Raw genomic sequence first — 13,190 nt, forward strand, 5'->3', positions numbered from 1 at the left:
TCCCCCTTGTCGCCGTCGGCCTCGCGGCCCCCGGCGTGGTCTGTCAGACGATGGGCGGTGTTCCCACCAGCGTGTGGTTTCCGCGGCGCGGCTCCGCCTGCGCGGCACGGAGGGCCCGGCCGAGTCGCCGGACGCCCTCCCGGAGCTGCTCTTCCGGGGCGAAGGTGAAGTTGAGGCGGATCGAGTTCACCGGCGGCTCCTCGACGAACGACGCGCCGCCCGGGAGGTACGCGACCCGCTCGGTGGCAGCCTGTGCGAGCAGCCGGGAGGGAGGGACGTCGTCGGGGAGGCGGCACCAGACGTAGAAGCCTCCCTCGGGCCTGTTCCAGGTGAAGCCGGCGGGCGCCTCCTCCTCGAGGGCCGCGAGGAGGACGTCGCGCCGCCGCCGGTAGGCCGCGCGGGTCGCCCCGAGGTGCTTTGCGAAGAGTCCCCCCGAGAGGAACCCCTCGACGATCCACTGGCCGAGCGTTCCGGAGTGGAGGTCGACCGTCTGCTTCACGAGCGCGAGCTGCCTCACGAGGGGCCGGGGCGCGGCGATCCATCCGAGCCGGAGACCGGGGAAGAGGACCTTCGAGAAAGAGCTCAGGTGGATGACGTGACCGTGCGGGTCGAGCGCCTTGAGCGATGGCAGGGCCTCTCCCTCGTAGCGCAGGTCCGAGTACGGGTCGTCCTCGAGGATCGGCACCTGGTGGCGCCACGCGAGCTCCAGGAGGTGCCGCCGGCGCGCCGGGGAGAGGACGCAGCCGGAGGGATTCTGGAACGTCGGCAGCGTGTAGATGAGGCGCGGCTGCTGGCGCGCGAGGAGAGCCTCCAGGACGTCGGTCCGCATCCCGTCCGCGTCGGTCGGGACGCCGAGCAGGCGGACGCGCGCGGAACGAAACACCTCGAGGGCGCCGAAGTAGGACGGCTCCTCGACGACCACGAGGTCGCCGGGAGAGAGGAGCGTGCGGGCGACGAGGTCCAGCCCCTGCTGCGAACCGGATGTGACGAGGACCTCTTCCGGGCTCGAGCGGATACCGCGCGGAACCATGTGCCGGCAGAGCGCCTCGCGGAACGCCGTGACACCCTCCGTCGGGCTGTGCAGGAGGGCCTCGGGCCCCTTTCGGACGAGGATCTCTTCCTGCACGCGGCGGAGGTCCTCCAGGGGCAGGAGCTCGGCGGCGGGGAGGCCCGCCTGGAGGCTGATGACGTCGTGCCGCTCGGTGAGGGCGAGAACGTCGCGGACGAGCGGGTCGGGCTCGCGGACGCTCCCGTCACGCGCGAGCTGCCGCCACGGGAGCGGCCCGGCCGGCTCGACGGCGCTCTTGCCGATCCTCTGCGAGACGACCTCCGTGCCGCGGCCGACGTGCGCCTCCAGGAGCCCGTCGGCCTTCAGCTCGCGATAGGCGGAGAGGACGGTCGTGCGGTTGACGCCGAGGGCCGTCGCGAGCTGGCGTTCGGGAGGCAGGCGGAAGCCGTCGGGGAGCCGGCCGGACAGGATCAGTTCGCGGATTCCGCCGCGAATCTGCAGATAGACGGGGACGGCGCTTTCGCGATCGATCCGGATGTCCACGTCCCCGTCCCCCTTCTAAGCACGTCCAATCCTAGGATTGGACTGGTACAAGGGAGAGTATGAGGCCGTGGGTGGCCCTTTCAAGCTCCAATTGGTGGACAACGAGGCCAACCAATGTGGGCCTGAATGGGGGTCTGGTCTACGCTCTACACTCTGCGGCCCCACAGAGTGTAGAGCGTAGACCAGACCCCGGACCCGGGGCGATCCGCGCGCAGACGAGGGTGACGTAAAGGTCGCCGCCGACCTGTCGCGCCGGCTCGAGGCGCGCGGCCACGTCGAGGCCGGTCTCGCGGGTGACGGGCGAGAGGTCGCGCGGGAGGATTCCCATCTGGATGCTGCGGGCGATGGCGAGCTCGCTCTCCAGCACCTTCGCCAGGAGCTGGACGTTCGCCCTCAGGTCGTCGACGACGAGGACGCGGCGGTCGGAGAGAGCCTTCACGCAGTGCCCCTGGAAGGCGGAGGATTCGCCTTCTTCACGAGCTCCAGTCCATCGAAAGGCCCCCGGTCGGCGTGTCGACCGGGGGCCGCTGTGCTGGTCGGATCGGTGGGCCTATCGGGTCACTTGACGGCCGGTGCGGCGTCGCTCCTGCCCTTGAGGTGCTTGTCGAACCAGAGGATCGTGTGCCCCGTCTGCAGGACGCGGTTCTCGCGCTTCTGCGCGCCGTGGCCCTCGTCGGGGAAGATGATGAGACCCGTCGGGACGCCCTTCTTCGTCGTCGCCTCGTACATCTGGATCGCCTCGCCCACGGGGACCCGCGGGTCGGAAGCGCCCTGGATGAGAAGGAGAGGGCCCTTGAGGTTGTCGATGTACGTCGTGGCAGAGAGCTTGACGAGGGCGTCCTTGTCCTTCTCGAGGTCGCCGTACTCCGACGCCCGGAGGATGCGGCGGTAGGGCGCCGTGTTCTGCAGGAACGAGACGAGGCTCGAGATGCCGACGTTCGAGACGCCGGCGTCGTAGGCCCCTGCGTACTTCGTCATCGCGATGAGCGTCGCGTAGCCGCCGTAGCTGCCGCCCATGACGCCCACCTTCGGGGCCTTGCCGCCGGTGGCGAAGGCGGTGCGCGCCCACTTCGCCGCGTCCTCGATGTCGGTCAGGACGTCGAGCCGCTTCGGGCCGTTGTCGGCGTCGAGCCAGGTCTTGCCGTAGCCGTCGCTGCCGCGGACGTTCGGCTCGACGAGGACGTAGCCCTCGTCGAGCCAGAGCTGCGCGCTGGGGGAGAAGCCGGGGGTCGCCTGCCCCTCGGGGCCGCCGTGGAAGATCACGACGACGGGGCACGGGGCCGGGTCGCAGCTCTTCGGGCGGCGGACGAACGCCGGGATCTTCGTCCCGTCACGCGCCGGGTAGTGCTCGAGCGTCGCGACGGCGAACGACTTCGTGTCGACCTCGGGGGCGCTCGGGACGACCCACTGGGTCAGCTTCTTCGTCGTCCAGTCGTAGACCCAGCTCTGCGGCGGCGCGGTCGGGGTGCCGACGGCGAAGGCCGTGTAGCGGCCGTCCGGCGTGGTGGATCCGTAGGTGGTCTGGTCCGCGGCGGGGAGCTTCGGCATCTCGAGGGGCTTCCAGCTCCTCGCGTCGAGGCCGAAGACCTTCGAGTAGCCCCCCTCGTTGACCATGTAGAGGGCCTTCTCCTTCCTCTCGTCGAGGCTCGCGCGGGAGACGTCCCACTTCAGCTCGGGGGTGATCGGGGTCCACTTGCCCCCTTCGTAGAGGTAGCCGCGCCGGAACTCTCCGAGCTCGGGGGTCACGACGACGAGCTGCCCCTCCTTCGGTCCGTACTGGGCGCGGTAGTCGGCGGGCTTGTCGGTGCCGAGGAGCGGGGTCTTCGCCTTCTTCGCCGGATCCCACTCCCAGTACTCGATCGCCTGGGAGCCGGTCGCCTTCGCGAGGAGGATGCGTCCGTCGGGCCTCTTGTCGGCGACGAACCAGAGGCCCGGCTCGTCGAAAACCGTTTCCTTCTTCCCGGTCGCCAGCTCGTAGCGGTAGATCGCGTACGAGTTCGGCTTGACGTCGTTGGCGCGGAAGTAGAGCCACTTCCCGTCGTCGCTGACGAACGCGAACGCCGTCTGGATCTTCGGCAGGTGCTGGACGACCTTCATCGGGCCGCCGTCGGCCGGCATCAGGTAGAGGCCGGGGTTCTCCTCACCCTTGCGGTCGCGGGAGAGGACGAGCGTTTTCCCGTCGGGAGTGATGTCGGCGAGCGAGGTGCGGTCCTCGCCTCCCGTCATCTGGATCGGAAAGGTATTCGGGCCGTCGAGGCGCCAGACCTGCGCCGTGCCGGTGACGGCCCACCCGAAGAAGAGCCGCTTTCCGTCGGGCGAGAGCTGGCCGCCGCTGGGCGAGCGGACGTCCATCAGGTTCTGGATCTTCCTCGACAGCTCCGACGGAAGCGGGGGCGCGACGAATTTCGCGATCACCTCCGGCGGGACGCTGTCGGCGCCGTGCCCCTGATAGACCGTCTGCTGGGCAGCGGCCGGACCGGCGAGAAGGACCACGAGAGCAAGGGCGGTCGAGGAGCGCTTCACCATCAATCCTCCAAGAAATGCGTAACGCCAGGGGTCAGTTCCGTTTTTCGTGTTTCTCGCGGGATTGCTCCCGCGTGCTCAGACGGGAACGCCCTCACGCCTTCGGCTCCCAGGTGTCGGGGACCTGGACGAGGACGGCTTCGCCGCGGGCGCAGACGGCGCCGCGGGAGGAGAGAAGCGTTGCGATGGTCACCTTCCGGCCCTTCACCTCGACGATCGTCGAACGGAGCTCGACGGGAGAGTCGATCGGGGTCGGCTTGAGGTACTCGACCTTGAGCGTCCCGGTCAGGAAGCGCGGGTACGGGCCCACGGCGGGGTCTCCGCCCACGGCCCGGTGGGCCGCTGCCGCGGCGCTTCCCGTGGAGTGGCAGTCGATGACCGAAGCGATGTATCCGCCGTAGACGAAGCCCGGGATCGCCGTGTGGTGCGGCCGGGGGACGAGCGTCGCGACGGTCTCGTCGCCGTCCCAGAAGCTCCGGATGTGCAGGCCGTGCTCGTTGAGCCGTCCGCAGCCGTAACAGTGGGCCCAGTGATCGGGGTAGAGGTCCTGGAAGGCGGGCCTCTCCATCACGCTCTCCCCGGCATGAGGGCGCGAGTGGCGTGGGCGAGGGCACCGCCCAGCTCCATGAGGGCCTTGCGCCGCCCCGGGTCGACGACGTTGCCGTCGGAGTCGAATGCGTCCGCCGCCTTTGGGAGGGAGACCTGGTCCGGGAGTACGACGACGCCGATGTTCCCGAGGATCATGCGGACGGACGCCAGCCCCCGGATCCCGCCGAGGGCCCCCGTCGAGGCGGAGCAGAGGGCGGCGACCTTGCCCTTGAAGCATTCCAGGGGCTTCTCTCCCGGTGCGGGGCGCGAGACCCAGTCGAGGACGTTCTTCAGCGTCCCGCTGATGGCCGAGTTGTACTCGGGGCTCGCGACGAGGAGGCCGTCGGCCGCCTTGAAGAGCTCTTTCAGCTTCAGGGCGCTGGCGGGAATGCCCCCGGCCGTTTCGAGATCGCCGTCGTAGGGCGGGACGGGGAAGTCGCGCAGGTCGATACGCGTGACGTCCGCGCCGGCGGCACGTGCGCCATCGGCCGCGATCGCCAGGATCTTCCCGTTGTAGGAGCCGGACCTGAGGCTTCCGGCGAAGGCGAGGATGCGGGGGACGTCGCTCATGGGCCCTCCGGACGAAGCGGATGATATCGGCGGGTTTCTCAGTGACGGCTCTTCGACCGCTCCCGCTGCCGCGTCGCGGAACGCGGTGGCGGCGTCTTCTCCTTGTTGGGCCCACCGCCCTCGGCCGGGCGCGTGAAGCCCCGCAGACGAAGGAGCTCCCAGATCCGCTCCTCGAGGAGCGCCTGCGGTACCGGCTTCGGGAGGAGGTCGGCGGCGCCCGACTGGAGGGCGAAGGCGAGCAGTGCCCGGTCGGGACGGGACGCGAGAAGGAGGACCGGGAGGAGCGCCGTGCGCGGGCTCGACTTCAGGATCCTCGCCACGTCGAAGCCGTCCAGCTTGGAGAGGCGGGAATCCATCAGGACGAGATCCACCTGCCGCGAGAGGGCCGTCTCCAGGGCCTCCTCGGCGCTCGTCGCCTCCAGCGTCCGGCAGCCGGTCATGCAGAGGGCCGTGGCGAGCTTGAGGAGGTCGCGGACCTCCTCGTCGACGACGAGTACGACGGGCGGCCTGCGGCGCGGCCGCGGGGCCACGATCGTGCGTGGCGCCTCGGTCCTCTGCGTCGCGCGGGAGTCGCGCGGCAGGATGATGGAGTCGATGGCGACCTCCACCTCGTGCAGGAACGCCTCGGTCTCCGGGAGAAGGCGCCCCTCCGACAACGGAGCGGCCGGGCCCGTGCCGCAGAGGGCGAGCGCGTCGTCGAGCTCGAGCGCCGAGGCGAAACGGTCCTCGCGCCTTCTCGCGAGGACGCGCGACAGGACCGCGTAGAGGTCGGCTGGAAGGTCCGGAACCAGCTCCCGGATGTCGGGGAAGGGATCGTGAACGTGCTTCATCGCCGTCGCGACGGGGGACTCACCCTGGAAGGGGGTCCGGCCAGCGAGCATTTCCCAGGCGATGATTCCGATGGAGTAGAGGTCGGCCCTTTCGTCGAGCTCCTCCCCGAGCGCCTGCTCGGGGGACATGTACTGGGGCGTTCCGAGGAGGACCGAGGCCAGCGTCAGTCCCGGCTCCCACGACCCGCGCGCCAGGCCGAAGTCGAGGATGACCGCCGCGCCCTGCCGGTCGATGATGACGTTCTGGGACTTGAGGTCCCGGTGGAGGATCTTGAGCCGGTGGATCGCCGCTGTGCCGCGTGCGATCTGCCGCACGATCGGAACGGCTTCGGCCGCCAGGAATCGCTGGCGCTGTCCGATCATCGTCCAGAGGTCCACCCCGTCGACCAGCTCCATCGTGATGTACGGGTAGTCGCCCGCGATGCCGTAGTCGTACATCCGGGCGACGTTCGGGTGCTTGATCTTCCGGTTGAGGGCGACCTCGCGCTTGAAGCGCGCCAGGAGCGCGTTCTCGTCCCGTCCGAGGTTCGGGGAAAGGACCTTGATGGCCACGGTTTCCTCGAGCTCCCGGTCGAACGCCTTGAAGACGACGCCGATCCCGCCGTGGCCGAGCGTCCCGGTCCAGTCGTAGCGCGGGAGAAGCTCGAAGAAGCGCCTTCGGAACGACTCGAGCTTCACACGGTCCTCTGGCCGGGGTCAGGGCGACGAAGGGGTCGGCCGGCCGCCATCGAGGAGAAAGACCTGCCCGCGCGTCTCGGCCTGCTCGTAGACGATCCGGTCACCCTTCGGAGACCAGGAGGGATACCGGATGTAGACGTCGAGCCGCGTGTTGCCGGTCAGCCGCTTCTCCTCGCGCGTCCCCCTGTCGATCCACCAGAGGTTCCACGTGTCGTCGCGGTAGCCGGCGAAGGCGATCCTGCGGCCGTCAGGGGAATAGCTGAAGGCCCAGGAGAGGCCGCGTTTCTCGGTCAGGAGCTCCGGGGTACCTCCCGCCGAAGGCATGACGCCGATGAAGATGTCGTCCCCCCGGCGGACCTCGAGGGCGAGCTCCCTGCCGTCCGGAGACCAGCACGGGTAGCCGACGAACTCCCGGTCGAAGGTCAGCTTGTGCTGGGTCCGCGTCGTCAGGTCGGCCATCCAGGTGTTGATCGTGATGCTGTCCCGCTTGCTGTGGTAGGCGATGCGCTTCCCGTCGGGGGAGAGGCGGATCGAGATCGCGTCGGAGAGGTCGACCGGGAGCTTCCGGAACGTCCGGGTGGCGATCTCGAACTCGTAGGCGTTGAACTTTCCGCCGTCCCGATCGGAGAAGGTGAGAATCCGCTTGCCGTCGGGGTAGAAGTCGTTGCCGTACTCGACGGCTGGTCCCTCTATCACGGGCCGCTGGCGCCCGCCGTCGGGGTCCATGAGCCAGACGTCGTTCGACCCGCCGGGGGGAATCCAGCCGAACGCGATGGTGCTGCCGTCCGGCGAGAAGACCGGCCACGTCGCGCGCCCGTCACCCGCCGTGAGCGGCGTCGGTTCGCCGGACGCGAGGCCGGTGGCCGCGTGGATGGGCAGGCTCCAGATCGCCGCGGTCGTCGTCAGCTCGCTCCACGCGACCTTTCGTCCGTCGGCCGAGAAGCTCGGGCTCCGGGGAACCTCGGCGCGGACTGCCGTGGCCGCTTCGGCGGGGCCCGTCACGGTCCGCCCGCCGTCGCCGAGCGGCAGGCGGTAGAGGGCGTAGCTTCCCTGCTCGTTCTGCGCGCCGAACCAGAGCACCTTCCCGTCAGGAGAGACGCGCGGCTCGTAGAGCCGCGTCCCGGCGTGGAGCCTCACGAGGTCGGCCCCGTCGGGCTGGACCGACCAGATCTCCGCCTGCGAGAGGCGCGGCTCGGAGGTGACGAAGTAGAGGCGGCCGCCGTCGGGTGACCAGGTGGGCGCGCCGTGCCCGCCCCTCGGGTTGCCTGCGGTCGTCACGCTGAGGGCCGATCCGCCGTTGGCGCCGACGATCCAGATCGTCGATGGAGCCAGCCCCGGCGCCGCGGTGGCGGCGACGTCGGTCAGGGGTGTCGACTGGAAGGCGACCCGCTTTCCGTCGGGCGAGAAGGAAGGCCGCGACCCGAACGCCGCGAGAAGACGCGGCGTTCCGCCGGCGGCCGGGACGACCCAGAGGCCGCCCCGGTCCTTGGAGTGGAACGCGATGAGGCTGCCGTCGGGGGACCAGGCCGGCTGAACGTTGTTCCTTCCGTCCCGTGTCAGGGGGCGACCGGGACCGCCCTGGAGGGGTCGCACGAGGATCTCCAGCTTCCCGCCCGACATGACCGCCGTGGCCAGCTCGTTGCCGAGCGGGGAGAGCGCCGGGAAGAGCTCGAGGGCGCTCGCGCTGCCGAGGGGCTTCGGCGTGCCGGAGGGCGGAGGGACGGGCTGGGTCGGGCGGGCGCCGCACCCGGCCGCCGCGGCGACGACGGCGACGGCGAAAGCCGCGAGGCAAGACCCCTTCCCGCCCGGGGCGGCGGCACGATTCTTCATCAGCGTCCCTTGCCGGGATCTTAGCCCGATGCCGCAAGCGCGGCGGGTCTGCCGGGCCCGGCACGAACCTTGTATGGTCGGGTCTCCGTGACGCTCCGCCTGAAGCTCTTCGTCCTGATCGGCGGTCTCCTCGCCCTGATGGTGGGGGCCGAGTGGCTCCTCATCGAGACCCTCACGAAGGACCTCCGCGTCGAGGTGACAGCGGTCGCCACTTCGGTGGGGAAAGACATCGTGCGGATTCTCCATCCAGCCCACGAGAAGGGCCCGGGATTACCGGCTCCCCACGCCCCTGCGAACGAGGACGAACCGGCGAAGCGAATCGTCGTCACGACGGTTCAGACGACCGGGGACGGGGCGATCTCGTCGACGAAGAGCTGGACGACGGCTGGAGGGACGGGTTTCCTCTTCATCGAGGGACCTGACGCCCGGGCCCGCGTCCGAATTCCGGAAACCGGCGTGAAGGACGCCGTCACCCGCTTCCGGACCCGCCTCGTCCTCGGTTCGCTGGGAATCGTCGCCGTCGGCCTCCTGGCGGCTGCGTTCGTCGCGCACCGGGTGGCGCGTCCGCTCGTCGAGCTGTCCCGCGCAGCGCGAACTCTCGGGGAGGGGGGCTTCGGCGCGCACGTGTCCACGCGCGAGGGGGGAGAGGTGGGCGAGGCGATCGCCGCCTTCAACCAGATGTCCTCCCGGCTCGAGGCCCTCGAGCGCGAGGCGCTCGCCCTGAAGGAGCGCGAGCACCTCGGAGAGATGGGCGAGGTCGCTCGCGGCATGGCGCACGCCCTGCGCAACCCGCTCCACGCCGTCGGCCTCTCGGTGGACGAGCTCGCGGCCCGCCTCCCGGACGACCCCGGAGCGGCCGAGATGGCGGCCGCCGCCCGCCGCCAGATCGCGGGAGTCGACGGGACGATCCGGTCCTTTCTCGCGCTGGCGGCAGAGGGCGGAACGGTGGAGAACGTCGACGTGCGGGAGCTCGCCGAGGAAGTCGCCCTCTCCGTACTCCAGGGCGCGCGCGGCAGGGTCCGCGTGGCCGTCGAAGCGGGAGAGGCCCGGCCACGGTTCAGCGCGGTGGTGCCCGAGCTGCGCGCCGCGCTCCACGCGCTCGTCGTGAACGCCGTCGAGGCGAGCCCCGAGGGTGCCCGGATCGCCGTCCGGGTCGAGGCGAGGGACGGGGGCGGCGCACGGGTGACGGTCGACGACGAGGGGCCAGGCCTGCCGGGCGAGGTTCGCTCGCGCCTCTTCACCCCGCACGTGACGACGAAGCCGAGCGGCTCGGGAATGGGCCTCTTCCTCGCCCACCGGATTGCGACCACGCGCTACGGCGGCGGCCTCGCGCTCGAGGACCGCCTCCCGCGCGGGACGCGGGCCGTCCTCGATCTCGGGCCGCGGACGGGAGGGCGCCCTGGCTGAAGCCCGGATTCTTCTCGTGGAAGACGAGATCGACCAGCGCAGGCTGGTGGCCGGGATCCTGCGGGGCGAGGGGTACGCCGTGGCCGAGACGGGCTCCGTCGACGCCGCGCTCGCGGATCTCGCGGCGGCCCCCGTCGACCTCGTCATGTCCGACTGGAAGCTCCCGGGCCGCGACGGCATGGAGCTCCTGACCGAGGTGAAGGCGCGCTTTCCCGAGACCGCGTTCCTGATGGCGACGGCCTACGGGACGATCGCCCACGCCGTTGCGGCTGTGAGGGCAGGGGCCGACGACTACCTGACGAAGCCGTTCGAGCGGGCCGCGCTCCTTCTCGCCGTCGAGAGGACCCTTCGTTCGCGACGCCTCGTCGACGAGAACCGGCGCCTTTCCGAAGAGGTGCGCGACCGGGACCGGCTCGTCGACCTCGTCGGCAAGAGCCCCTCGATGGAGCGGCTCTACCGGCAGGTGGAGAAGCTCGCCGGGACCGACGCGACGGTCCTCCTCGCGGGTGAGAGCGGGACGGGCAAGGAGCTCGCCGCGCGGGCGCTTCACGCACTGTCCCGCCGGCGCACGGGGCCCTTCGTGGCCGTGAACGCCGCGGCGATCCCCGAGACGCTCGTCGAGTCCGAGTTCTTCGGGGCCGAGAAGGGGTCGTACACCGGCGCCGACCGGCTGCGGAAAGGGAAGCTCGAGCAGGCGCAGGGCGGGACGCTCTTCCTCGACGAGCTGGGCGAGCTGCCGCTGTCGATGCAGCCGAAGCTCCTGCGCGCGCTGCAGGAAGGTGTCGTCACGCGGATCGGCGGCGCGGCGGAGATCGCGACCGACGCGCGGATCCTCGCCGCCACGAACCGCGACCTCGCGCAGGAGGTGGCCGCGGGGCGGTTCCGCGAGGACCTCTACTACCGCCTCAACGTCGTCTCGGTCACGCTGCCGCCGCTGCGCGAGCGGCGCGAGGACATCCCGCTCCTCGTCCGGCACTTCGTCGCGCGGACCGAGCGGCGCTACGGCATCCGCGTCGAGCCATTTCCGCCGGCGCTCCTCTCCCGGCTCGTCGACCACGCCTGGCCCGGGAACGTCCGCGAGCTGTCGAACGTCGTCGAGAGGCTCGTCCTCCTCTCCGAAGGGGGGCGGGTCTCGGAAGGCGACCTCCCTCTGCCGCTCGGCGGCAAAGCCCCGGCAGACGCCGGGTGGAAGCTTCCTCCCGGGGGGGTCTCCTGGGAGGAGCACGAGAAGGACGCCCTCCGCCAGGCGCTCGAGCTCTCCGGCGGCAATCGAGCGCGCGCCGCGCGCCTTCTCGACCTTCCCTACAAGGCATTCCTCTACAGGCTCGAGAAGTTCGGTCTCGCGCCAGCGGAGGAGTAGGGCGCGAGGCACCCCGTTTTCGGGAGCGGGTTCCCGATATGGGGAGATCCGGGCCGGCCTCGCGGCGCACGCCAGCTGGCCTGTCCCTTGCGAAGAGGGAAACGAAAACGGCTGACGCCGACAAACAGCAATCGGAGGTCCACGATGTCGCTCTCACGCATTGTTCCCCGCGCCGCCTTCGGCGCCCTCACGCTCGGCGCCGCCTTCACCCTCGCCGCGCCCCTCCTTCCTTTCTCCCAGACCGCCCAGGCGGGCGAGGAGAAGGAGGAGACGACGGTCACGATCTCCACCTCGAAGGACAAGGAGGCGACCGTTCTCAAGCTCGAGCCGATGAAGGCGGGCGAGACGAAGACGGTGACGTCCGAGTCGGGCAAGCCGGTCACCGTGACCCGGACCGAGGAGGGCTACACGATCAAGACCGGCGAGCGCGAGATCAAGGTGAAGACGATGGGCGACGGGGAAGGACCGCATGTCCTCCTCCCGGGAGGGAAGGAAGTCCACGTCGTGAAGGGGCATCACTGCGGCGACGGCGACGAGAACGTGAACATGGTCTTTACCGGCGACGACGGGAAGAAGGTCGTCGTGAAGAAGCACGCCTACGCGTACAGGATCGGAGACGACGCGCCGAAGGCCACCGCGGGAGACGTCCTGAAGAAGGCGGCGCCGAAGAGTCTCGAGAGCCTCGACCGCCCCACCCGCGACGCCGTGGAGAGGGTCCTCCAGGAGATGCTCGACACGGGTTCCGTCTTCGCGCCAGGAGCGATGGAGATGTCGTGGCACGCGAAGGAGGGCGGAGACGGTGACGGAGAGAGGGTGAAGGTGATGGTCATCCAGGAGAAGAAGAGCGACGCGAAGAAGTAGCGTTCGCCCTGCCGGCGTTCTCCGTGCGAAGCTCTGCTCGACGGGGGACGCCGGCATGACCCGCCTCAACCGCACGAAACGCACACTCCTCGGCGTCCTCGGGATCGCCGGCACGACGACCCTCGGAGGTGCCGCTCCCCCCGAAGCCGAGGCGCCGCTGATCGGGACGAAGGACTACGTCGCCCGCGCGGCGGTCCCCGCCGACGAGCGCTTTGCTTACGGCGCCGGGCCCTCCCGTTTCGCCGACCTTTATCTTCCGAAAGGGACTCGTCCGTACAGGCTGGTCGTCTTCTTTCACGGCGGCTGCTGGATGGCGCAGTACGGCCTCGAGCCGGTTGGCGGCTTCTGCCGGGCACTCGCGGACGAGACGGGCCTCGCCGTCCTGAGCGTCGAATACCGCAGGGTCGGGGAGGAGGGCGGAGGCTGGCCGGGAACGTTCCTCGACGCGGCTGCGGCCCTCGACTTCGTCGACGAGCTCGCGACGAGGGCTCCTGTCTCCCGGCAGCGCGTGATCGTCGCGGGGCACTCGGCGGGGGCTCACCTCGCTCTCTGGCTCGCCGCGAGGCCGGGCCTCCCGTTCGACGACCCTCTCCGGACGCCGGTCCGCATCCGTCCGTCCCGCGTCGTCGCCCTCGGCCCGCTCGCGGACCTCGCCGACGTCCCGGGTACGCCGTGCGGCGGGGCGCTGGACGGCCTTCTCGGTCCTCCCTCGCTGCGCGATCTCCGCCTCCGCTCGGCTTCTCCGGCGGCGCGCCTCCCCCTCGGGGTGCCGCAGGTCCTCGTCGCGGGAGCCCGCGACCGGATCGCCCCCGTCGCCCTGGCGAAGGCCTACGCGGAGAAGGCCCGCGCGGCCGGTGACGCGGCCGAGCTCGTGGAGATTCCCTCGGCCGGGCACTTCGAGCTCGTCACGCCGGGCTCCGCCGCCTGGCCGGCTGTGCTGGAGGCCTTCCGCCGGGAACGCTGACCGCCGTCCGGCGGAAGGCGCGGTCCC

The 13,190-nt window shown here is 70.6% G+C and carries 11 protein-coding genes; 4 read left to right on the forward strand and 7 right to left on the reverse strand.

Features of this window, described 5'->3' with window-relative positions:
• Window positions 1–43: 43 nt before the first annotated feature.
• From IPN03_11310 to IPN03_11340, 7 genes are all read right to left on the reverse strand, one after another.
• Window positions 44–1,552 carry a PLP-dependent aminotransferase family protein gene (locus IPN03_11310; GenBank protein MBK9374290.1) on the reverse strand — a complete coding sequence of 503 codons (1,509 nt, stop codon included), beginning with the start codon at window positions 1,550–1,552 and terminating at the stop codon, window positions 44–46.
• Window positions 1,553–1,691: 139 nt separating this feature from the next.
• Window positions 1,692–1,991 carry a hypothetical protein gene (locus IPN03_11315; GenBank protein ID MBK9374291.1) on the reverse strand — a complete coding sequence of 100 codons (300 nt, stop codon included), beginning with the start codon at window positions 1,989–1,991 and terminating at the stop codon, window positions 1,692–1,694.
• 119 nt (window positions 1,992–2,110) lie between these two features.
• Window positions 2,111–4,078 carry a S9 family peptidase gene (locus IPN03_11320; protein MBK9374292.1) on the reverse strand — a complete coding sequence of 656 codons (1,968 nt, stop codon included), beginning with the start codon at window positions 4,076–4,078 and terminating at the stop codon, window positions 2,111–2,113.
• A 91-nt stretch (window positions 4,079–4,169) separates the two neighbouring features.
• Window positions 4,170–4,643, reverse strand: coding sequence for a PaaI family thioesterase (locus IPN03_11325; GenBank protein ID MBK9374293.1), 474 nt, complete (start codon window positions 4,641–4,643; stop codon window positions 4,170–4,172).
• Window positions 4,643–5,233 carry an NAD(P)H-dependent oxidoreductase gene (locus IPN03_11330; GenBank protein ID MBK9374294.1) on the reverse strand — a complete coding sequence of 197 codons (591 nt, stop codon included), beginning with the start codon at window positions 5,231–5,233 and terminating at the stop codon, window positions 4,643–4,645. Before IPN03_11330 ends, IPN03_11325 begins: the two co-directional genes overlap by 1 nt.
• Window positions 5,234–5,271: 38 nt before the next feature.
• On the reverse strand, window positions 5,272–6,741 hold the full coding sequence (locus IPN03_11335) for a protein kinase (protein ID MBK9374295.1): 1,470 nt from the start codon (window positions 6,739–6,741) through the stop codon (window positions 5,272–5,274).
• A gap of 18 nt (window positions 6,742–6,759) precedes the next feature.
• Window positions 6,760–8,571 carry a PD40 domain-containing protein gene (locus IPN03_11340; GenBank protein MBK9374296.1) on the reverse strand — a complete coding sequence of 604 codons (1,812 nt, stop codon included), beginning with the start codon at window positions 8,569–8,571 and terminating at the stop codon, window positions 6,760–6,762.
• An 87-nt stretch (window positions 8,572–8,658) separates the two neighbouring features.
• Between IPN03_11340 and IPN03_11345 the strand changes: the two genes are divergently transcribed.
• From IPN03_11345 to IPN03_11360, 4 genes are all read left to right on the forward strand, one after another.
• Complete coding sequence (locus IPN03_11345; GenBank protein MBK9374297.1) at window positions 8,659–9,978, forward strand: HAMP domain-containing histidine kinase; 1,320 nt, start codon at window positions 8,659–8,661, stop codon at window positions 9,976–9,978.
• A complete protein-coding gene (locus IPN03_11350) occupies window positions 9,971–11,338 on the forward strand; it encodes a sigma-54-dependent Fis family transcriptional regulator (GenBank protein ID MBK9374298.1) in 1,368 nt (455 codons plus the stop codon). The genes IPN03_11345 and IPN03_11350 overlap by 8 nt, the downstream gene beginning before the upstream one ends.
• Window positions 11,339–11,482: 144 nt before the next feature.
• Entirely contained in the window at window positions 11,483–12,199 is a 717-nt protein-coding gene (locus IPN03_11355) for a hypothetical protein (protein MBK9374299.1), read from the forward strand.
• A 55-nt stretch (window positions 12,200–12,254) separates the two neighbouring features.
• A complete protein-coding gene (locus IPN03_11360) occupies window positions 12,255–13,163 on the forward strand; it encodes an alpha/beta hydrolase (protein MBK9374300.1) in 909 nt (302 codons plus the stop codon).
• The last annotated feature ends 27 nt before the right edge of the window (window positions 13,164–13,190 follow it).

The sequence above is a fragment of the Holophagales bacterium genome (assembly GCA_016719485.1).
Lineage (GTDB): Bacteria > Acidobacteriota > Thermoanaerobaculia > UBA5066 > UBA5066 > UBA5066.